We start from the raw sequence: 22,209 nt of genomic DNA, 5'->3' as shown, positions 1-22,209 counted from the left end.
GAGTAGATGTCTCTCGAGAAAGTGATTGCATTAATTCTACTTGTCATATTATTTTCGTTTTCAGAGAAAAAGATAAGAGGGCAACTAAAGATACCAAGGCAAACGGGATGGAAAGCACGACATATTAATAAGCTTCATAAATGGGGAGAAAGGTTAATTCTCTTTTCCTTTTTAGTTATGATATTGATTTGTTCTTTTTCTTCAAATAATCTCATTCTAACTTATCTATTATTTATCTTTTGTGTTATATTTTATAGCTTTGGGACATGGATAGAATGGAAGTATAACCGGGAATCAAAAGAATATGTAATTTCTTTCTTGTTTATTTTGTTTTATCTCATATGCATTTTTGTTCTGTATTTTTTATCCTAATATATTTATACGGTGCTGAATGTGATCAAGAGGTGAGGTGATTTCGTGTTCTGGAAACTTGCAATCGTCATCGTCATCATTGTTGCACTTTTTTTATTTGAAAAATTGTTAAGAAAAAAATTACATATACCTAGGAAACATAGCTTTATATATAAGCCAGTAAATAACATTCAAAAATGGGGAGAAATTAGCATTTTTATGATTTACTTAATCACGAGCTTCATTTTGATAATGAATTTTGATTATAAGAATATAGGTTACTTATTTTTTATATTTTTCATCGCATTACATGTTTTTCGAACATTTATGGAATGGAAATATGATAAAGAATCAAAGGAATATGTAATTTCTTTTTTGGGGGTTATATGCTTAACGATTTCATTGAGTATTGTAATGTATTTATTTTAGAGTCAAAACAAGAGTAGTGTGTAACTACTCTTGTTTTTTTACTTGTCATTACATTTTTTTAAAACTTCTAAGTACAAGAAACTCCCACACTCTCCACGGAAGCGTTTTTTTCACAATCATCATCAATTTTACGCCTTTTCCAATTGGATATCGAAGTGTTGTATGTTTTGCTTCAGCAATTGCTACAATCTTTTTCGCAACATCTATGGGATTGCCAAATGTATCATTGCCACTATTAATATGATTCTGTATTTTATCCATATATTCTTTATAGGGAGAGGTAGTTTCTACATAATTTTCAGCAAGTTCTTTTCCAACTTCCCATATGTTTGTGTTATAGGAACCTGGCTCGATTAAGCAAACATCAATCCCAAACGGTTTTACCTCTAGGCGAAGAGATTCACTCCAACCTTCTAATGCATATTTAGAAGAAACGTAAGGAGATAAACCAGGAAACCCAACTTGGCCACTAATACTGCTTACATTAATGATTTTACCGCTTTTTTGTTTTCGCATATAAGGTAATACAACTTGAGTAATAGAGATAGCTCCAAATACATTTGTCTCAAATTGTTTCCGATATTCTTCTATTGGAATTTCCTCTATAAATCCACCGCCTGCGTATCCTGCGTTGTTGATTAGAAGATCTACTTGGTTTAACTCTTTTAAAAATAGTTGAAATGTATGTATAGATTTTTGATCTGTTACATCTAACTGGTGGATTTTGATATTTTTCTGTAAGTGTAATGCAGTAGCTTGGGATAATAACTCCGTTTGTCTATTAAGGTTACGCATTGTAGCGATAATAAAATAATCTTTTTTTGCTAGTTCAAGAGTAGTTAATAAGCCAAATCCACTGGAGGCACCTGTAATAATCGCGATTTTATTCATTTTCCGCTCACTTTCTTTTTTCTTACATCATAACGATTTACGTGTAGAAAATCTATTATTCTCTTACATTATATCGGCAATCATTTTGGGATTGAGTTTATGGGGGATTTTATTGTTAATTCAAGTTACGGCCTCTAAGCAAGTATCGCCAAAATATGTTTCGATGGCGATTGGTTTTATATCTGTATTTTATCCCGCATTAACGGACAGTAACACTCCCACCTCAAAATTCAGCGAAAGCAAAGAAGTTAGGTGGGAGATGAACTGTCCGTAAAAGCCCGATTGGTTCAACTAATAATCAGTGGGGATGAAGAAAACCCCACTGATTAAAGTTTCACTTTATGCGATAGGACAAATGGTTGGGCCAGGGATTGCAGGTTGGATTATTGAAAAGGTGAGCTTTGCGGCGGCATATGGGTTAGGTGCTCTCGGTTTCTTAATTAGTTTATGTATTATTGGGTTGCGTTTGAAAATAGAAGGTCGTATCGATTCGGTATCTGTGAAATAGTAAATATTATGTGTTGTGTGATAATAAATTTACGAATGCCAGTAATAACGGGTAATTCTCAATTTGAATTAAAAAAGAGGGGTGTATTAGTCTAGTAACGAAATAGAAAAATGAAATGAATATTATATATGTCATGTTCGGTATATATAAAGAATTAGGATGTTTGAAGTGGGTATTAGGTTTTCATCGGAATAAATCTAAAGCAGTGTATGAAGGAGTGTGGGAAGTTGTTTCATGCCAAGGATGTTTTATCTGATCAGTTGTTAGCCAACGCCAATGACCCTAGTTGGTACCTTCCGTTCTCAGAATCAGTTAAGAATTTGTCTGAGGAAGAAGCGTTTTGGAAACCTAATGAAGGGTGTAATAGTATTGCTGAAATTGTACAGCATCTATTTTATTGGAATACAACATGGCAAACTAGATATAATAAATCTCATGTTAATGCCGTTCCTTCCATCGAGGATAATAGTAAAAGCTTTATAGTTCCGGATGATCAAACATTTGATAATTTGAGAGAGCAGCTACTAGAGGTACTGTTGCAATGGCAAAATCTATTAACTGAAGAAAAAGTTGAAAGTGATGTAGATGGACTTCCTATGTCTGCAAAGTGGTGGGAGGTACTGGCAAATGTAACAACTCATAACGCACATCATATTGGTCAAATTATTTATATTCGGAAGCTGCAAAAGAGTTGGTACCGAAGAAGTAAGTGAGAATTTTACAGATTAATAGTTTGCTTTTGTACAGAAAGTTGATTCGGGATCCGAAAAATACAATACTCAATCATAAGAATACGTTGCGACAATAATAATTGTTGTGTGGTAATTAAAATTGTTAATTAAAAAAATAAAGTTTACTATATAAAAGATAAAAACAGCTCTCTTCGGTATTGAAGGGGGCTGTTTTTATCTCATATTAACGGGCGGTAAGTGGCGTTTTAAATTCGTTTATTTTTATTGTTTTCTAACACTGTGAACAAAAGTGGACATAACGAGACAATTGTCTCATTATGTCCACTTTTTTCTCTTTTAAAAAGAGAAAAAGCCTAGCATTCTAACGTTTTAAATTTGGCACGATACTTGCAGTTTAAAAGATGAACAAGAAAATAGGAGGGCTGAAACATGTTAAAAACAACTGAAAGTAAAGGGAATGAAATGACAAAAGAACAAGTTCGTTGGATGTACGAAAAAATGTTAGAGATTCGTAAATTTGAAGATAAGGTGCATGAATTGTTCGCGCAAGGTGTATTACCAGGTTTCGTTCATTTATATGCTGGGGAAGAAGCGGTAGCAGTTGGTGTGTGTGCCCATTTAACAGATAGTGATAGTATTACAAGTACACATAGAGGCCATGGGCATTGTATTGCAAAAGGTTGCGATTTAGATGGTATGATGGCTGAACTTTTCGGAAAAACAACTGGATTATGTAAAGGAAAAGGCGGCTCTATGCACATTGCCGATTTAGATAAAGGAATGCTTGGTGCAAACGGTATTGTAGGAGGTGGATTTCCACTTGCATGCGGTTCTGCATTAACAGCAAAGTATAAAGGGACAAAGGATGTAAGTGTTTGTTTCTTTGGAGATGGAGCAAACAATGAAGGAACGTTTCATGAAGGTGTGAATTTAGCTGCGATTTGGAAACTGCCAGTTATCTTTGTTGCTGAAAATAATGGTTACGGTGAAGCTACACCGTTTGAATATGCGTCTAGTTGTAAATCAATTGCGGATCGTGCGAAGGCTTATAATATTCCTGGTGTTCGCGTTGATGGAAAAGACCTTCTAGCTGTATATAAAGCAGCGGAAGAAGCGGTTGAACGTGCGCGTAATGGAGAAGGACCAACTTTAATTGAATGTATGACATATCGAAATTACGGTCACTTCGAAGGGGAAGCACAAACATATAAAACAGCGGAAGAAAAAGAAGAACATTTAAACGAGAAAGATGCGATTGTCAATTTCCGTAAACATTTAATTCATGAAGGATTATTAACAGAAACTGAGCTTGTAAATATGGAAAAGGCAGTCGATGAAGCAGTACAAAAAGCAATTGAATTTAGTGAGAAGAGTCCATATCCAACTGATGAAGAATTATTAACGGATGTGTATGTTTCTTATAAATAAGAGGAGAGTGAAGAATAATGACTAGAACTGAGAGTATGTCAACTGCAATTAATGAAGCGATGAAATTAGCGATGCGCCGTGATGAAAATGTTATTTTAATGGGGGAAGATGTTGCGGGCGGTGCGCAAGTAGATCACTTACAAGATGACGAAGCATGGGGCGGTGTCCTTGGGGTTACAAAAGGACTAGTTCAAGAATTTGGCCGCAAGCGTATTTTAGATACGCCAATTTCTGAAGCTGGTTATATGGGGGCTGCGATGGCTGCTGCTGCCACAGGATTACGTCCAATTGCTGAGTTAATGTTTAATGATTTTATTGGAAGCTGTTTAGATCAAGTGTTGAACCAAGGAGCAAAATTCCGTTATATGTTTGGCGGAAAAGCGAAAGTGCCTGTTACAATTCGGACGATGCACGGCGCTGGATTTAGTGCAGCAGCGCAGCATTCTCAAAGTTTATACGCGTTATTTACAAGCATTCCTGGCATTAAAGTTGTCGTTCCGTCAACGCCATATGATGCAAAAGGTTTATTACTAGCAGCCATTAAAGATGATGATCCAGTTATCTTCTTTGAAGATAAAACGCTGTACAACATGAAGGGTGAAGTTCCGGAAGAATACTATACAATCCCATTAGGGAAAGCGGATATTAAGCGAAAAGGATCCGATGTGACAATTGTAGCAATTGGAAAACAAGTCCATACGGCATTAGAGGCTGCAGAGAAGTTAACGAAAAAAGGGCTTGAGGTAGAAGTAATTGACCCGCGCTGTTTATCACCACTTGATGAAGAGACAATTTTAGCATCTGTTGAAAAAACAAATCGCTTAATTGTGATTGATGAAGCGAACCCAAGATGTAGCATTGCAACGGATATCGCGGCAATTGTTGCAGATAAAGGTTTTGATTTGTTAGATGCACCAATTAAACGAATTACAGCACCACACACACCGGTTCCGTTCTCACCGCCACTTGAAAAATTATACTTACCGACACCTGAAAAAGTAATTGAAACAGTATCTGAAATGATTGGAGACCGTTCTTTATTAAATGTATAACGAAACAATGAGAAGGGAGAGAGAACAATGGCTGTAGAAGTTGTAATGCCGAAATTAGGAATGGCAATGAAAGAAGGAATTGTAACAGCTTGGAATATAAAAACAGGCGATAACGTTACGAAAGGCGAATCGATTGCAAGTATTAACTCCGAAAAAATCGAAATGGAAATTGAAGCCCCAGCGGATGGGACTGTTTTAGATATAGCGGTAGGAGAGGATCATGGTGTTCCTCCTGGTACTGTTATTTGCTATATTGGTAAACCGAACGAAGCAGTGCCACAGCATGAAGAGAATTCTGCTTTAGAAGATCCAGCACCTAAAATAGAACCGCCTACCCAAAATGTACAGCATCCAGAACCATATGCGAAAGAAGGAACAAAACAAAGAATTAAAATTTCTCCAGTAGCTAAAAAAATTGCAAGTGCTGAAAATCTTGATATTACGAAGCTAGTAGGAACAGGACCTGGAGGAAGAATTACGGAGGTCGATGTTCTAAAAGTGGTAGAAGAAAAGACTGCAATTCCAAAAGTAGCTGAGCAAGAACAAAGTAAACAAATTCCTGTTACTGGTATGCGTAAAACGATCGCAAGTCGCATGCATACAAGTTTACAAAACAGTGCGCAATTAACATTAACAATGAAAGTGGATGTGACAGATTTAATCGTCCTACATAAGCAAATGACAGAAGTTGTTCAAAAACGATATGAAAATAAATTAACAATTACAGACTTTGTTTCTCGAGCTGTTGTTTTAGCATTAGAGGAGCACAAAGGAATGAATAGTGCGTATATCGATGACACAATCCATCAATTTGAACATGTTCATTTAGGTATGGCAGTTGCATTAGAAAATGGCCTAGTTGTACCAGCAATCCGCTTTGCGAATAATTTATCGCTTGTGCAATTGTCTAAAGAAATTAAGACGGTTGCAGCAAAAGCAAGAGAAGGTAGTCTAAGTAGTGATGATATGCAAGGTACAACATTTACAATTAGTAATTTAGGTGTGTATGGAATCGAATATTTCACACCGGTATTAAACACGCCAGAAACTGGAATTCTTGGTGTAGGAGCGATTGAACATGTTCCTGTATATAGAGGAGAAAAATTACAAAAAGGCAGTATTCTACCTTTAAGCTTAACATTTGATCATCGTGTATTAGATGGTGCACCAGCCGCTGCATTTCTGCGTACGATTAAACAATATTTAGAAGAGCCAATAACAATTCTTTTATAAAAAGAAGGTGAGAGAATGAGTAAATTAGCTGTAATTGGCGGGGGCCCAGCTGGATATGTAGCAGCAATTACTGCTGCTCAAAATGGGAAAGAAGTTGTTCTCATTGAAGAAGATGTGCTTGGTGGTACATGTTTAAACGTAGGGTGTATGCCGACAAAATCGTTGTTAGAAAGCGCAGAAGTACACGATATAGTGAAACATGCAAAGGAATTTGGAGTAAGGCTTCCTCAAGATGATATTTTAATTGATTGGCAACAAATGCAAAATCGGAAACAGAAAATCGTTACACAGCTTGTACAAGGTATTCAATATTTAATGAAGAAAAATAAAATTAAAGTGATAAAAGGAAAAGCTCGCTTTCAAACGAATCATCGTTTACAAATTATACAGGGTAGCAAAGAAGAAACTGTAGATGCGAATCAATTTATTATCGCATCTGGATCAGAGCCTACTGAATTGCCCTTTGCACCGTTCGATGGGGAATGGATCTTAAATAGTAGTCATGCAATGTCCCTGGAATATATACCAACATCATTACTGATTGTTGGTGGGGGTGTTATCGGGTGTGAGTTTGCTAGTATTTATAGTAGGCTTGGGACAAAAGTAACAATTGTTGAAATGGCATCGCAAATTTTGCCTGGTGAAGATGAAGATATCGCAAGTATTTTAAGAGAAAAACTAGAGGGTGATGGTGTTCAAATTTTTACTGAAACAAGCTTGAAAGGTTTGAATAATCATAAGAAACAAGCATTGTTTGAAAATAAGGAGGGCTCTCATGAACTAAATCCAGAGTATGTTCTTGTTTCAGTTGGTAGAAAACCACGTGTGAATGAATTGGGACTTGAAACAGCGGGCATAGAATTTTCGAGTAAAGGCATTCCTGTAAATGAACACATGCAAACGAACGTTTCACATATTTACGCAGCAGGTGATATTATTGGTGGAATCCAGCTTGCTCATGTCGCTTTCCATGAAGGAGCTACAGCTGCACTACATACGTGTGGTGAAGAAGCGAAAGTGAATTATCACGCAGTACCGCGATGCATCTATACAGCACCGGAAATCGCAAGTGTTGGTTTAACTGAAAAAGATGCACGTAATCAATATGGAGATATTCTCGTTGGCGAATTTCCATTTAACGCAAACGGAAAAGCGCTTATTCTAGGAGAACAAATTGGAAAAGTGAAAGTAATTGTTGAGCCGAAGTATCAAGAGATTGTTGGGATTTCGATTGTGGGGGCTCGTGCAACGGAACTAATTGGACAAGGAACTGTCATGCTTCATACGGAAGTAACAGCTGATATCATGAGAGATTTTATCGCAGCGCATCCAACGTTATCAGAGGCAATTCATGAAGCTGTGTTACGGGCGATAGGGCATGCTGTGCATGTGTAAATACTATGCTTGGAAAAGAACAAGTTTTATATAAAACTTGTTCTTTTTTCGTTATATGACCAAATTGCAAAATAATTAGGCAATGCTATGATATAGACCCTTTATTTGTAAGTAAAGACAATGAAAACTGAAAAATCAAAGTTGTCAGTTATTGCTTAAGTGCTATATAATAAGAACGTATATTCTGTTAATTGGATACAAAGTTCTTTTTTTAATAGATTACCTCTAGAAAAAGTGCTTAACTTATTATGTTAAACTTTATTGGCTGTAAATCAGCCTTTAAAGCACGGTCTAAGTTGAATGAAGAAATGAAATCGAAAGTTTTTTATAAGGAGGATTTCTAATGATATGCCACATTAAAGATGCACAAATATATTATGAAATAATTGGTGAGGGAAAACCTGTAATTCTATTCCACGGATGTTCTGTCGATCATAGGTTGATGATGGGATGTATGGAATCAGTGTTTCATAGACATGCAGGTTATAAGCGCATTTATATTGATTTACCAGGTATGGGAAAATCGACTGCACCTAATTGGATAAACAGTTCTGATGTTTTATTGGATGTCTTGATTTTAGTTATTGAAAAAATTATTCCTGATGAAAATTTCCTACTCATGGGAGAATCATATGGCGGATATTTATCTAGAGCAATACTTTCAAAAATGTCTCAGCGAGTAGATGGTTTATTGCTCATATGCCCTGTTATAATTGCGGATCATAAAGCTAGAACAGTTCCAAAGCATAATAGGATTATAAGTGATGATGAATTTTTAAATAAACTTTCATCGGATGAAAGAAAGGAATTTTGTGAGCTAGCAGTGATAGCAAATGAATATACATATAATCGGTATAAAGAAGAAATCAAACCAGGGCTTACAGCAGCTAATACAAAGTTTGTAGAAACACTTCAAAGTAATTATACGTTATCATGCAATACAGATGGACAAAAATACGACAAACCAGTTCTTTTACTCGCTGGGAGACAAGATATAATTGTAGGATATCAAGATTTATTAGAGGTTATAGAAGAGTATCCACGAGCAACATTTGCTGTTTTAGATATGGCTGGTCACAACTTACAAATTGAACAACCTGAGTTATTTGAGAGTTTAGTCAGGGAATGGATGAAACGAATAGAGAATAGCAGTCTTAATAATTTGTATGAAAAGCAATAGAAGATTCGTTGAATTAAAAGGATCACCTTTATAAGGTTATTTCGGGGAGAAGCATGTGTAAAAAACGGCCTGTATTATAGATTGTCAAGTAATCTATGGTAGACTAATATTACTGATATTTACCATGTGGAAAATATCCTATGGAAATAAATTAGGATAGGTTATTGGGTTAGAATTATATTGAGTTATAAAGATTTTTATCCATTGTAATATTTAAATCAACTTCATATCAAAGGAGTATACCATGATAATTAACAAACAAGAATTTTATGTAAATGGGGTCAATTATACTGTTAGATCCGCACTTGAAAAAGATGCAAAAGATTTGTCTAATTTACGATTACAGATTGATGGCGAGACCGAAAATATGGATAGAGAAAAAGGAGAGGCATTCATAGATATACCAGGGTTTAAAGAAATTATAAAAAAGGATACTGAAAGTCCGAGGAACTTATTTTTAGTTGCTGTAGTGAATGATCAAATCGTTGGGTTTTCAAGATGCGAAGGAGTGTATTTAAAGAGATTCTCTCATAAAATAGAGTTTGGAGTATGTGTATTAAAAGAGTTTTGGGGACATGGGATTGGTAAAAATCTTTTACAAAAGTCTATTTCTTGGGCTGACACCAATGGAATTAAAAAGATTACTTTGAATGTGTTGGAAATAAATGAGAAAGCTATTAAACTGTATAAAAAGTTAGGATTTGAAGTTGAAGGGGTATTAAAAAATGATAAAAGGCTTGCTGATGGCGGATATTATAATACGATCCTTATGGGGCGATTTAACGGGGGATAGTTTATAAATTTATATATAAAGGAGAGAGGACCTTGCAATTTAGAATGAAATTTTATATAAGTATCGTTTCTACTATTTTGTTCATTATAGCAAGTACTATATTTTTTCAGAACAATCATCCAATAAAATGGCTATGGGTGTTTATTGCAGTGAGTTCTATTGCGCAAAATGTAGTACTATATAGAAAATATAAAAGTGCGTATTAAAATATTCGAATTGTTAACATGTTCGTGTCATCTTCCTCATTTTATTGAAAACGTTTTTATGGAGTTTTATAATAAAATTATATTTCCTCGCATGAACTCCTAAAAATGAATCTCCAAAATAATAAAAAGGGAGATGATAGAATGTTAGCCTCACCGTTTTACTTACATACTTGGAAAAAGTTTGTTGATGAAGGTGTTCTTGATTCTACTAGAATAAATAAAAGAATTTCAGAATCGTGGCATCGCTGTAAACAAGCGAATGTCAATCCGCATATGAATAAAGGTCAGAATATTTTAACCTCAGATACGTTTGATGAACAAAAACAAAAAAGCGAAATTTTTCTTGATATTGCTTTACCGCATTTGCAAAATATGCAAAAAACAATTCATGATTTACAGATGATGGCACTCTTAATCGATCCTGATGGATATGTACTTTCCATAACAGGAAATAAAAAGACATTAAAACAGGCAAATCATATTAATTTTATCGAAGGTGTGAAATGGACCGAAGCGGCTGTTGGGACGAATGCAATTGGTACAACGCTTGCGATAGAAGAAGCAATTATGATAAGCGGTACAGAACACTATTCTGTTGCGTCTCATAGCTGGAGTTGTGCTGCTGCACCCATTCATAATGATGATGGTAAGTTAATTGGCGTTCTTGATTTTTCATGTCCCATTGAGTTTTCACATCCATATATGCTAGGTATGGTAACATCTATTGCACACGCAATTGAGCGTGAATGTAGTATTCGTGTACATCGGCACGAATTAGAATTAATTCATCGTTTTTTAGATGTAATTGATAGTGATGACCCATTGATTATTTGTAATCATCGACAAGTTGTCATTTCTGCGAGTAAACCGGTTCGAGAACAAGTTTCTAATTGGTCACGGATGAAAGTAAATGATTTATTACAGTACGGATTTCGAAGCATGATGGAGGTACCTGTATATAATAATGATAGGAGGATAGGGAAATGTATATATCTATCAAAAAATCAATCTCAAAAAGTAAATCACGCTGTACAAATGCAGAAGACAGTACATTTCCCAGGGATTGTTGGAATAAGCGATTCGTTCCAGCGTACGTTAGAAGAAATTAAACTCGTTTCGCAGGCGGATGCAAGTGTTTACGTTTGCGGGGAAACTGGAGTTGGGAAAGAGTACGTTGCAAGGGCGATCCATGAGAATAGTGAGAGAAAAAATGGACCGTTTGTAGCAGTTAACTGCGGAGCATTACCAAAAGAATTGATGGAGAGTGAATTGTTTGGTTATGTAGAAGGAGCCTTTACAGGTGCACGCCGCCAAGGATATAAAGGGAAATTTGAACAAGCGAATGGTGGAACGATTTTTCTTGATGAAATAGGAGAAGTTCCTCCGGAAATGCAAGTAGCTCTATTGCGGGTTTTACAAGAGCGTAAAGTAACACCGATTGGAAGTACGAAAGAAGTGCCAGTAGATATTCGTGTCATTACGGCAACGCACCGTAATTTACTGCAGCTAGTAGAAGAAGGGATTTTTCGTCAAGACTTATATTACCGGTTACATGTATATCCAATTTATGTACCTTCTTTATGTGAAAGAAAAGAGGATATTCCTTATTTTATTCAAGATTTTTGTAAAAAGAAAGACTGGGATGTTCAATTCTCAACTAGCATATGCAATCAGTTTCTACAACATGAATGGCCAGGGAATATTCGTGAATTATTAAATGTGTTAGAGCGCATATATATTCTTTCGCAAGGGCGGGAAATATGTGAAAAGCAAATTTCTTTCTTGTTAGAAACAATGAGTGTAAATCAGAAGGGTCTTGAATTAAGAGAACAAAAAAAGCTTGATAAAGAGCATACATTAACCTTCCGTGAAAAAATACAGCGAGACGGAATGATTGAAGCACTTCAAAAAACAAAGGGGAATGTATCACTTGCAGCAAAACTATTAGATGTGCCGCGTAGTACATTTTATAAACGAATGCAGCGATTTCAGTTGTAAAAGAAGCAGTTTCTAGCAATCTGCTTCTTTTATATGTATGTGCACGTTCTGTCGGAATATGCGCTTACCGGGGAAATAGTAACCGATAGAAGGTGATGACTTACGGTAACTTTATCTCCTGTATTTAAAAACAAAATTCTAGAGACACTTATTGGGGATAGATATGTAACTTGGACACTATCAAAAGACATGTATGGTTGAACAACTCGTTCTCCAGTCCTAAATGCAGATTGTGGGCTGGTTCAGATGGTCCTAGTATCCCTTGTGGCCTTGGAACTACATGTATAAGATTGCTATCAGGATGGAGAACGGGACAAAGAATTGCCAGAGGGTTAAATTTTTTACCATTACATGAAAATTTCGATAGTCAACCTCCTTTATGAAAATGGCTTTACACAATGGATAAACCACGTGAAATTACATAAGACAATTGTACATTAAGGGGTATCAAAAAATACGTTAAAATCAATAATTATATACTATTTCAGTTAATACAAAAGGAAATTGTTCATTTTTAACGAAAGTGTATGCTAACTAAATTAATTCATTCGTACACATTACTACGAAAACGCCTAGGAACAATCATATATCATGATACTTAATTATGCTCTGTTTAAGAAAGTAATAAAATTAAGGAGAAACATTGCATGGGGAAAAAAGTATTGTTTTTTGGAGATTTTGGAATTGATGATACGATAGCTCTTACGTATGCACATTTAACAGATACAATTGATGTTATAGGAATTGTTGCGGACTATGGGAATGTACCCAAAACAGAAGTGATTAGAAATGTTCGTTTTTTACTTAAAAGTGTAGGGAAAGAATCTATAGAGGTTTTTGGTGGGGCAGAACATTCCATGACTGCAGAAGTTGAAACTTTTTATCCAGAAGTTCACGGCACATTTGGGATAGGACCTATTCAACCAGGACTAGAACTTCAAATATTTGAGAATTTCTTTGAAGTTCTCAAACTTATTAAACAGTACAAAAATGAACTTATTGTCGTGAATACTGGAAGATTAACTTCTCTTGCAACCTTATTTCTCCTTTATGGAGATGCGATGGAAAATGTCCATTCTTATTATATTATGGGGGGAGCTTTTCTATATCCAGGAAACGTTACTCCAATTGCAGAAGCTAATTTTTATGGTGATCCTGTCGCGGCTAATATTGTAATGAGATACGCAAAAAATTTATCAATTTATCCTTTGAATGTTACACAACCAGCTATTGTAACACCAGAAATGGTCAATTATATTCACTCTAAAGGAAAAACTAAGTTTTTAAAACCTCTTCTAGACTATTACTATTATCAATTTTATCAAAAAAAAGTTCCTGGGATACAAGGTAGCCCGGTTCATGATGCGCTGACTTTGATTGCGCTTAACCGTGATGATATTTTTACGTACTATCAATCGTCTGTAATTGTCAATGTACTTGATACTGTGCGAGGACAAAGTATAGGAGATTTTAGAGTTACTTTGGAACCCGAAACATTCGGTAATCGTCCAAAACATAGAATAGCAATACATATGAATTATGAACAATTTTTTAAGGAGTTTATGACTGTAATGACTGGCGAACTATTTTAGTGAAAAATCTTATAAAGGACTGTGAAATCCCATTACATCAGGTTTAAATGGTCATCAAAATAGACTACCCAGTGACAGGATTTCTGTCATAGATAAATTGGTTAATTTTCCCGCATACGATACTTTAGTCACCGCTTTTTTCGTTTTATGAATACATTTTTTTAGCTTGATAGACATGAGGTACCACCACATTTTGTGGAAATATGTATTGGGTGAATTTAGTTTATTTTCCAAGAAAACAATATATATTTTCAGCATTTTGTTGGTAGGACCTCGTGGAGGAATTGGGAAATTATATGATATTCATTCAACACCCTTTTTTTACCGGCATCCGTTAAATACCATGTATCTTTCGTAAAATTTCTATAATCTTGTAACGGAAGAACATCAATTACCATGTCATTCGAAGCATAAGCTGCTGCGATAAGCAAAAATCTCTTCATAAAAAAGGTTTTACCTGCTAATAAAATATTTTTGTGTACGGTTGTTGTACATAGATGAAGCATAGCGTTTTTTATAACATCGTTTGCGGTAGTAGCTTCGCCTATGATTGGAATGATTCGTTTCTCAGGGATTCCTAATTCAACTAAGATTTTTTTATGATAGATAAATTCATTTGTATTTAAAAATCTATTATGTACATAGGGAATCATAATTGTTTTAAAGCCTTCTTCATGAAACAAATTGATAATGTGTTCATTTAATTCAACATAATGACCAGGATGATAGAGTACTACATCTGGAGTTTGAAATTGATTTTGTCTTTCTATAAAAATCATTTCACCTAATAAAGTAGCAAATTGATGATTCATAATATACATACCTCTCTAAAGAAAATAAGTACTTATTTTGAGTTATTCGTCGTTAGAAAACCTTTTCCTTTTTCTAATTTTGCAAAGGAGAATTTGTCAAAACATGCGCTTACCAGGGAAATAGTAGGTGTTTAAAATAAAATTTCCAAGAAGTAATGCAAAAGGGGAGTTGAAAGTGAAGTACATAGAAATCGGAATCGGTAATAGATGGTTGGTTCGAACAGAAATAGAAAGGGAAGATGGGACTGAATATGAGCAAAAAGGAATTGTAAAACCTATTTATTTTGAATCCTTTTATTTACGAGTTTGGTTTCGGGAAACTTGTTTGATTTTTGATTCAAAAGAAGGATTTAAGAAAGTAAAAAAGAAGCGAAACGAGTATAAGTTGATTGTGGGAGTTGTGAGTAGATTAAAATAAAGTAAAACTTTATTTTATATAATGGTTACATTGTTAAAATACTTTAAATAATCGCTACCAATCATATTTTGGTGACGATTATTTTTTAGTAAGCTATGCATTTTTATTAAATATTTCCACGTCGCGTTCATATAGTTCTCGATCAATTTGAAATTTTTCCGTTCTCCAATAAGTTAGTTCAGAAGGTGTTAACACAGATTCTGTTTTTTTGTCATTGTAATACTGCTTTAAAACATTATCATTTACCCGTTTGGTGTCCCTTTTCCCAGTCGAGAATCTTAGTGAGAGTTTCCTATTTCACCTTTTGTTGAGGGGCTTTAATAGCTCATTGAGGAATGATATACTGATAGGCTGTTTTTTGACAGATAGAAATGACAGGAACTGCTTGATTAATTGTTCTTGATTCATCATTTGCTCCTTTCTTAATTGAATATCTATAAACGATAAATACTGTGAAGACTTGTGCTAAAACTAAAGAAAGAATTTAGTTGGTAAGAAATTGTTCACTTTGACTATTTGTAAAAGAAACCCTATAATAATTATATACCATTAAGTTTTTAAGGAGGATTATTAAAAAATGACACACGCAATGAAATTACGTTTCCCAACTTTGAACCAGTAATTGAATACGTTCAAAGACTCTGCTTGTATATGCAGAGTAAACGGGATTAGTCTGTCCTTTTTTAATCATCTTCATTTCCAATACAATTATGTAATATGAAGAAGGGTGAATTGTTCTGCCTTTCTTTATTTTTGTATAAATTTCCTTTTTTGTGTTTAACAATAAAGGGAATTTATTTGGTAATCGTTACTTTTATTTAGATTTCCTCTTAAAGGATAGATTAAATTCCCTTTACTCTGAATCACAGCCAGATTGTCTGTGATTTTTTGTTGTCATTTTACATGATTGGGGGGATTTATATGATGATGTTACTCTTCTATTGATACGAGCTAAGTAAGAGAAGCTCGTATCGATCCTGGCTATCGATACGAAATCACAAAATTTCGGAGGTAGCGAATATGGAAAAATTATGTTTTGAATTAGAGAATGTTGAAGTAACATATTTAGATAAAGAAGTGTTAAAAATGGAACGGTTAGCCGTGCATCAATTTGATCGCATCGGTATTGTGGGAAAGAACGGCGCTGGGAAAAGTACGTTATTAAAGTTACTTGCTAGTAAAGTTAAGCCAACAAAAGGTGTAGTGAAGTGTCATGTGGCCCCAGGTTATTTTGAACAACTTGAAACTCCTACAACTGACGAGGTTGATGTAGCATTACTCGGAAGATTAGCTGTTCCAAAAAATACGAATGGGCTAAGCGGCGGAGAACAGACAAGATTAAAGCTTGCACAACTATTTACACATTATCACGAGGCATTGCTTATTGATGAACCGACAACACATTTGGATCAAGGGGGCATTTCATTTTTACTTGATGAATTGCGATATTATTATGGAGCGTTAGTTTTAATTAGTCATGACCGTGCTGTCCTAGATGAACTTGTTACAACGATTTGGGAAGTACATGAAGGAAAGGTGCACGTATATTCCGGAAATTATAGTGAATATATGATGCAAAAGCAATCAGAGCGGGAACAACAGAAACAAGCTCACGAGCAATTTATAAAAGAAAAAAATCGACTTGAAAAAGCGGCGCAGGAAAAAATGAAAAAGGCTAACAAAATCGCTCAAGCAGGAAATATGTCAAAGAAAGAATCGAAGTCGAAGGCGAATCGTATGTTTGAATCGAAATCGAAAGGCACGAGTCAAAAAGCGGTACATCGTGCAGCGAAATCGATTGAACAAAGGATGGAAAAACTGCAAAAAGTCGAGGCTGTACAAGAGGAACGAAACATCGTGTTCCGCCAGTCCCAAACGAGAGAATTGCATAATAAGTTCCCAATCATGGCAGATCGGCTAACTCTTCAAGTGCAGAATAAAGTGTTATTGAATAGAGTAAGTTTTCAATTACCACTCGGTAAAAAAATAGCGATTACTGGTGCAAATGGTAGTGGTAAAAGTACTTTGCTTCATCATATTGCTAATCATGGTGAAGGTTTAACTATTTCACCAAAAGCAAAAATTGGTTACTTTAATCAAATGAGTTATCAATTTACAAGTGATGGAACGGTATTGCAATTTGTAAAGAATTGTTCAGAATATGATGAAGGCTTTTTGCGAAGCGTTTTATATTCGATGCAGTTTGTTGGTACGGATATATTGAAAAATGTAAAATCATTAAGTGGAGGAGAAGCAATCCGACTGCAGCTCTGTCGACTGTTCTTAGGGGAATATAATATTTTATTGTTAGATGAACCGACCAACTTTTTAGATATTCATGCGATTGAGGCTTTGGAACGGTTTATGGCCGCATATGAAGGAACAATCGTATTTGTATCTCATGATCAAACCTTTATAAATCATGTAGCAGATATGCAGTATAAAATTGATGCAGAAAAGTTAATTCAAGTTTGATTTTTTAGTTGATTTCTAAATAAGCTACCAAGACAATCTTGGTGGCTTATTTGTTGTGAGTATTTCAATAGAGTACATAATGAAGTAAATCTATTACATAGTAGTTATTACTAAGGAAGGAATTCATACATAAAAAAGAATTACTTACAAATATTTATATAAACAGAAAATATATAAGGAGAATGAACATGCCAATTTCTACATACTACAAACAAATCCGTGAAAAATTAGGATCTGACCTTATTTTCATGCCAAGTGTAGCGGCGGTCATAAAAAATGAGTTAGGAGAGATCTTATTCCAATATCCCGGTGGAAAATTTTGGAGTCTTCCTGCAGGAGCAATTGAACCTGGAGAAACACCAGAAGAAGCAGTTGTTCGCGAAGTGTGGGAGGAAACAGGTTTACGAGTACAAATAAAAGGGATAAAAGGCGTATATGGAGGAGAAGACTTTCGCCATACATACTCTAATGGAGATCAAGTGGAATATATCGTTGTTGTATTTGAATGTGAAGTAATAGAAGGAGAATTGACAGCGATAGATGGAGAGTCTTTAAACCTACAATATTTTTCAACGTACAAAAGACCTAAGCTAGCATTGCCATATCCGGAAGACCTCTTTTTATAAGAATGGTAGAGTAGCACACTTTCTTTATGTAAGGGAAAGTGTGCTATCTGTTTTGATATAACCCCGCTGTATACATCTCTGTTAATGTATAAACAATTTCTTCTACATCTAGTTCCATCTCACTTCGAACGATTTCCCATAAAAACATCTCATTCATAGAGAACCAACCACGCGCTACAAATTCCTTGTTTAATTCATTTCGCGCTAGTCCATTTTCTTGAGAATAGGTAATATCCTGCATAATATGACTTACAAAGCGCTCGCGAATTTCAGTCCATTTGTTGCGCACTTCTATTGATGCACCTATTGCTTCTCCCATAACTTGTAACATATTTTTTTCTTCCTTGGCTAGTTGTAAAAAAGCTCGCACTTGATTTTGGACCATATTGCGGGCTTCTTTTTTTGTTTTAGGAAGAAAGGAGCGTTCTGCGATTTTGTAAAAACGATTCATCACATCTTCCATAAGGACAATAAGGAGATCGTCTTTATTTTTAAAGTAAACATACGCTGTACCATAACCAGTTTCAGCGTGTTTAATAATTTGAGAAATTGTTGTTTTTTGAAATCCATGTTGTAAAAAAACGATTTGAGCAGATTTCAATAATTTCTCTCTCGTTTCAATTGAACGTTGTTGTCTTGTCGAATGAAGTTTCTTTTCCAAATGTCTCACCTCTTTATACTGAAATATCTGAAAATATATTTTTATTCTAGTAGAATTGAGTGTGAAAAGTCAACTGACATATTATCATTGACGTCATGTCAATAATGATGATATATTTCAATTAGTTAGAATAAAAAGAAAATTAAGAGAAGGTGAAAGAATGTATCAAGAGCCATTTGAACCATCTTATGATTATGCGGTGGAATGTGATAAATACGATGAACTTGCTGAATTTCAAAGTGAATTTTATAAGAAAGCAGATACAATATATTTAGATGGAAATTCATTGGGGTTACTTTCAAAGAGAGCAGAAAAATCTTTACTCACTATGTTAGAGTCTTGGAAAGAGTATGGAATTGATGGGTGGACAGAGGGAGAGTATCCTTGGTTCTTTCTTTCAGAACGATTAGGTGAATTAACGGCTCCACTTGTTGGTGCTTTACCAGAAGAGGTAATTGCAACCGGTTCCACGACGACGAACATACATCAAGTCATTGCGACGTTTTATGAGCCGAAAGGAATTCGTACAAAGATTCTTGCGGATGAATTAACGTTCCCATCAGATATTTATGCGTTGCAAAGTCAAATCCGTTTAAAAGGGCTAGACCCAGATGAACATCTTGTACGAGTAAAGAGCCGAGATGGTAGAACATTGCAAGAAGAAGATATTATTGATGCGATGACGGATGATATTGCGTTAATTTTATTACCAGCTGTGTTATATCGTAGTGGGCAAATTTTAGATATGAAGCGATTAACTGCTGAAGCACATAAACGTGGTATCCATATCGGTTTTGATTTATGCCATTCCATCGGTTCAATTCCGCATGCTTTTAAGGGATGGGATGTTGATTTCGCAGTATGGTGTAATTATAAATATTTAAATGCAGGCCCTGGTGGTGTTGCGGGGTTATATGTAAACAAAAAGCATTTTGACCGTCTTCCTGGACTTTCTGGTTGGTTTAGTTCTAGAAAAGATAAGCAATTTGATATGGAACATACATTAACAGCGGCTGAACATGCCGGAGCATATCAAATTGGTACACCTCATGTGTTAAGTACAGCGCCACTAATCGGTTCACTTGAAATTTTCAAAGAAGCTGGCATCGAAAGATTACGAGAAAAATCATTACACATTACCCGCTATATGCTACATTTAATCGAACATGAATTGAAGGGGATGGGATTTACAATTGGAAATCCATTAGAAGATGATAAACGCGGAGGGCATATTTATTTAGAACATCTGGAAGCTGCACGTATATGTAAAGCTTTAAAAGCAAACGGAGTGATTCCTGATTTCCGTGCACCAAATGGAGTTCGCCTTGCGCCAGTTGCTTTATATAACACGTATGAAGAAGTTTGGAAGTCTGTACAAATTTTGAAGAAGATTATGAAAGAGGAAGAATATAAAAAGTTTGAAAACAAGCGAGAGGTTGTGGCTTAAGCGATGAAAGGATCTGACTGGATTGATATTTCACAACCATTAAATAATGAGATTGCGACGTGGCCCGGGGATACACCTTTTTCCTATGAAGTATCATGGTCAAAAGAACAAAGTGGATCTGTTAATGTTGGAAAATTAACGATGAGTATTCATACAGGTACGCATATTGATGCGCCATTTCATTTTGATAATAACGGAAAAAAAGTACTAGATTTGGATGTTAACGTCTATGTTGGTAAAGCTCGAATAATAGATGTATCAAGTATGGAAAGCATTGGTGCAAAAGAATTAGAAAAATTTAAGTTAGATGGTGTAGAGAGGCTATTACTTCGGACTGCTTCACATGGAAATGCACAAGAATTCCCTGAAACAATCCCATATTTGCGTGCTGATATTGCGCCATTTCTTTCGGAAAAAGGCATTCAATTAATTGGAGTAGATGTACCTTCTGTAGATCCGCTCGATGATAAAGAATTAGCAGCGCATCATCAACTATTTAAGCACGGTATTCATATTTTAGAAAACGTTGTATTAGATCATGTACAAGACGGAGATTATGAACTGATTGCCTTGCCGCTTGCATTGACAGATGCCGATGGTAGTCCAGTTCGTGCGGTAATAAGACCACTATAGAATAGTCATAATGCATAGAAGGGGTGTTCAGCTTATGAAAGAAAACGAAAAAGTAATTATGGAAAAAGGAATCCACACAGATTTTAAAGAGAATATGACATATGGAGAGTACTTACAATTAGATAGTCTACTAGGAAGTCAAAAAAGGCTTTCCGACCATCATGATGAGATGTTATTTATTATCATTCATCAAGCAAGTGAACTTTGGATGAAGTTAATTTTACATGAACTTAGTGCAGCGATTGAATCGATTCAAAATGAAAAATTAGCTCCAGCCTTTAAAATGCTTGCACGCGTTTCAAAAATTCAATCGCAAATTATTCAATCTTGGGATATTCTTGCGACGCTCACACCATCAGAATACATTGAGTTTCGTGATTCACTTGGTCAAGCATCAGGGTTTCAATCGTATCAATATCGTATGATTGAATACGCGCTTGGTTATAAAACACCGCACGCATTAAAAATTTATGAAAAAGATCCAGAGTTACATGCTCGCTTGCATAAAGCACTTCATGCGCCAAGCCTATACGATGTCGCGATTCAAGCGCTTGTAAAGGAAGGGTTCCCAATTAACAAAGAGGTATTAAATCGTGATATTACACAGCCTTATGAAGAAGATGCGACAGTTGAAGCGGCTTGGTTAGAAGTATATGCTGATGTAAAGAAATATTGGGATTTATATCAACTTGCTGAAAAGTTAATTGATATTGAAGATTGGCTCCAGCAATGGCGCTTCCGTCATATGAAAACAGTAGAGCGTATTATTGGACATAAGATGGGCACTGGCGGATCGTCCGGTGTTTCTTATTTAAAACGCGTTCTGGATCAACGATTTTTCCCAGAGCTTTGGAATGTACGAACAAAATTATAAAATAGCAATAGTAGTACACCACGTATTGAAGTGTGGTGTACTTTTTGCATTTTCATTACAATGAAATAAAATTGAATATTATGAAAAAAATAGCGGGAGTTTTGTGACTTTTTGTACGAATTGTCAGGCGAGGTGGAAAGCAAAGAGTGTATGGTCGCTATATTTTCAAAGTGATGGTAAAAATTTTCTTTTCCATTCGTCACATCTCACGTAAGGCTGTAGCTAAGTTGTTTTGTCTTGAATAAGAACCTAAATTCTCATAATCAAGGATTCTGAGACGGTCCTAGTTTTGAAATGGATATTGTATATAAGATCCGGATTGTGGAACAATTCTTTATACGGAAAATGGAGATTGTGAAGGACTGTACTTATACCTACGGGCAGGTTAGTTTATTAAAAACTTGATATCTCATATTAATATAAGATGTTTTTGGGAAATAAACAGATTAAATGGAAAAAAGTTGATTTTAACCATATTCATTGTGGGCTAAAAGGCATATGAGCTACTTTCGGTT

At 35.2% G+C, this 22,209-nt stretch carries 21 protein-coding genes and 2 pseudogenes; 20 read left to right on the top strand and 3 right to left on the bottom strand.

What is annotated here, in order from left to right:
- Positions 1-6: 6 nt before the first annotated feature.
- Together LOK41_RS08835 and LOK41_RS08830 are read left to right on the top strand one after the other, a co-directional pair.
- Entirely contained in the window at positions 7-372 is a 366-nt protein-coding gene (locus LOK41_RS08835; protein ID WP_241816139.1) for a DUF4181 domain-containing protein, read from the top strand.
- Between the two features lie 45 nt (positions 373-417).
- Positions 418-780, top strand: coding sequence for a DUF4181 domain-containing protein (locus LOK41_RS08830; protein ID WP_241816138.1), 363 nt, complete (start codon positions 418-420; stop codon positions 778-780).
- A gap of 48 nt (positions 781-828) precedes the next feature.
- Here LOK41_RS08830 and LOK41_RS08825 read toward each other — a convergent pair whose 3' ends face one another.
- Positions 829-1,671, bottom strand: coding sequence for an oxidoreductase (locus LOK41_RS08825; protein ID WP_241816137.1), 843 nt, complete (start codon positions 1,669-1,671; stop codon positions 829-831).
- Between the two features lie 67 nt (positions 1,672-1,738).
- On the opposite strand from LOK41_RS08825, the pseudogene LOK41_RS08820 reads away from it, so the two are divergent.
- From LOK41_RS08820 to LOK41_RS08770, 11 genes and pseudogenes are all read left to right on the top strand, one after another.
- Positions 1,739-1,864: pseudogene (locus tag LOK41_RS08820) on the top strand (MFS transporter); the annotation flags it as partial.
- 147 nt (positions 1,865-2,011) lie between these two features.
- Positions 2,012-2,179: pseudogene (locus LOK41_RS08815) on the top strand (MFS transporter); the annotation flags it as partial.
- A 227-nt stretch (positions 2,180-2,406) separates the two neighbouring features.
- Complete coding sequence (locus LOK41_RS08810) at positions 2,407-2,892, top strand: DinB family protein (protein ID WP_174099921.1); 486 nt, start codon at positions 2,407-2,409, stop codon at positions 2,890-2,892.
- Between the two features lie 408 nt (positions 2,893-3,300).
- Positions 3,301-4,299 carry an acetoin:2,6-dichlorophenolindophenol oxidoreductase subunit alpha gene (gene acoA / locus LOK41_RS08805; RefSeq protein ID WP_241816136.1) on the top strand — a complete coding sequence of 333 codons (999 nt, stop codon included), beginning with the start codon at positions 3,301-3,303 and terminating at the stop codon, positions 4,297-4,299.
- Between the two features lie 17 nt (positions 4,300-4,316).
- On the top strand, positions 4,317-5,351 hold the full coding sequence (acoB, locus tag LOK41_RS08800; protein WP_241816135.1) for an acetoin:2,6-dichlorophenolindophenol oxidoreductase subunit beta: 1,035 nt from the start codon (positions 4,317-4,319) through the stop codon (positions 5,349-5,351).
- A gap of 27 nt (positions 5,352-5,378) precedes the next feature.
- Positions 5,379-6,584, top strand: coding sequence for a dihydrolipoamide acetyltransferase family protein (locus tag LOK41_RS08795; protein ID WP_241816134.1), 1,206 nt, complete (start codon positions 5,379-5,381; stop codon positions 6,582-6,584).
- Between the two features lie 15 nt (positions 6,585-6,599).
- A complete protein-coding gene (gene lpdA / locus LOK41_RS08790) occupies positions 6,600-7,979 on the top strand; it encodes a dihydrolipoyl dehydrogenase (protein ID WP_241816133.1) in 1,380 nt (459 codons plus the stop codon).
- Between the two features lie 343 nt (positions 7,980-8,322).
- On the top strand, positions 8,323-9,159 hold the full coding sequence (locus LOK41_RS08785; protein ID WP_241816132.1) for an alpha/beta fold hydrolase: 837 nt from the start codon (positions 8,323-8,325) through the stop codon (positions 9,157-9,159).
- A gap of 244 nt (positions 9,160-9,403) precedes the next feature.
- A complete protein-coding gene (locus LOK41_RS08780) occupies positions 9,404-9,952 on the top strand; it encodes a GNAT family N-acetyltransferase (RefSeq protein ID WP_241816131.1) in 549 nt (182 codons plus the stop codon).
- A 347-nt stretch (positions 9,953-10,299) separates the two neighbouring features.
- Positions 10,300-12,156, top strand: a complete 1,857-nt coding sequence (locus tag LOK41_RS08775) for a sigma-54-dependent Fis family transcriptional regulator (protein ID WP_241816130.1) — start codon at positions 10,300-10,302, stop codon at positions 12,154-12,156.
- Positions 12,157-12,803: 647 nt separating this feature from the next.
- Positions 12,804-13,748, top strand: a complete 945-nt coding sequence (locus LOK41_RS08770) for a nucleoside hydrolase (RefSeq protein ID WP_241816129.1) — start codon at positions 12,804-12,806, stop codon at positions 13,746-13,748.
- 251 nt (positions 13,749-13,999) lie between these two features.
- Here LOK41_RS08770 and LOK41_RS08765 read toward each other — a convergent pair whose 3' ends face one another.
- Entirely contained in the window at positions 14,000-14,560 is a 561-nt protein-coding gene (locus LOK41_RS08765; protein ID WP_241816128.1) for a hypothetical protein, read from the bottom strand.
- 175 nt (positions 14,561-14,735) lie between these two features.
- Here LOK41_RS08765 and LOK41_RS08760 point away from each other — a divergent pair, with 175 nt between their 5' ends.
- The 4 genes from LOK41_RS08760 to LOK41_RS08750 all read left to right on the top strand — a co-directional run bounded on the left by LOK41_RS08760 (position 14,736) and on the right by LOK41_RS08750 (position 18,079).
- Complete coding sequence (locus LOK41_RS08760) at positions 14,736-14,978, top strand: DUF3977 family protein (RefSeq protein ID WP_241816127.1); 243 nt, start codon at positions 14,736-14,738, stop codon at positions 14,976-14,978.
- Between the two features lie 577 nt (positions 14,979-15,555).
- Complete coding sequence (locus LOK41_RS29265; RefSeq protein ID WP_135111488.1) at positions 15,556-15,600, top strand: erythromycin resistance leader peptide; 45 nt, start codon at positions 15,556-15,558, stop codon at positions 15,598-15,600.
- 398 nt (positions 15,601-15,998) lie between these two features.
- On the top strand, positions 15,999-17,453 hold the full coding sequence (locus LOK41_RS08755) for an Msr family ABC-F type ribosomal protection protein (protein ID WP_241816126.1): 1,455 nt from the start codon (positions 15,999-16,001) through the stop codon (positions 17,451-17,453).
- A gap of 188 nt (positions 17,454-17,641) precedes the next feature.
- Positions 17,642-18,079 (top strand): NUDIX domain-containing protein, encoded by a 438-nt coding sequence (locus tag LOK41_RS08750; protein WP_241816125.1) that lies wholly within the window; start codon positions 17,642-17,644, stop codon positions 18,077-18,079.
- A 43-nt stretch (positions 18,080-18,122) separates the two neighbouring features.
- On the opposite strand, the gene LOK41_RS08745 is transcribed toward LOK41_RS08750, so the two are convergent.
- Positions 18,123-18,740 (bottom strand): TetR/AcrR family transcriptional regulator, encoded by a 618-nt coding sequence (locus LOK41_RS08745; protein ID WP_241816124.1) that lies wholly within the window; start codon positions 18,738-18,740, stop codon positions 18,123-18,125.
- A 160-nt stretch (positions 18,741-18,900) separates the two neighbouring features.
- On the opposite strand from LOK41_RS08745, the gene kynU reads away from it, so the two are divergent.
- From kynU to kynA, 3 genes are read left to right on the top strand one after another with little or no spacing between them, the layout of a single operon-like run.
- Positions 18,901-20,187: a kynureninase gene (gene kynU / locus LOK41_RS08740; RefSeq protein ID WP_241816123.1), complete on the top strand. Its 1,287-nt coding sequence runs from the start codon at positions 18,901-18,903 to the stop codon at positions 20,185-20,187.
- Between the two features lie 3 nt (positions 20,188-20,190).
- Positions 20,191-20,820, top strand: coding sequence for an arylformamidase (gene kynB, locus LOK41_RS08735; protein ID WP_241816122.1), 630 nt, complete (start codon positions 20,191-20,193; stop codon positions 20,818-20,820).
- A gap of 34 nt (positions 20,821-20,854) precedes the next feature.
- Complete coding sequence (gene kynA, locus LOK41_RS08730; protein WP_241816121.1) at positions 20,855-21,694, top strand: tryptophan 2,3-dioxygenase; 840 nt, start codon at positions 20,855-20,857, stop codon at positions 21,692-21,694.
- Positions 21,695-22,209 lie beyond the last annotated feature (515 nt).

The sequence above is a fragment of the Bacillus sp. TL12 genome, assembly GCF_022625245.1.
Taxonomy (GTDB): domain Bacteria; phylum Bacillota; class Bacilli; order Bacillales; family Bacillaceae_G; genus Bacillus_A.
The sequence above is the reverse complement of the archived record's forward strand: the minus strand, read 5'-3'. Positions and strand labels throughout refer to the sequence as shown.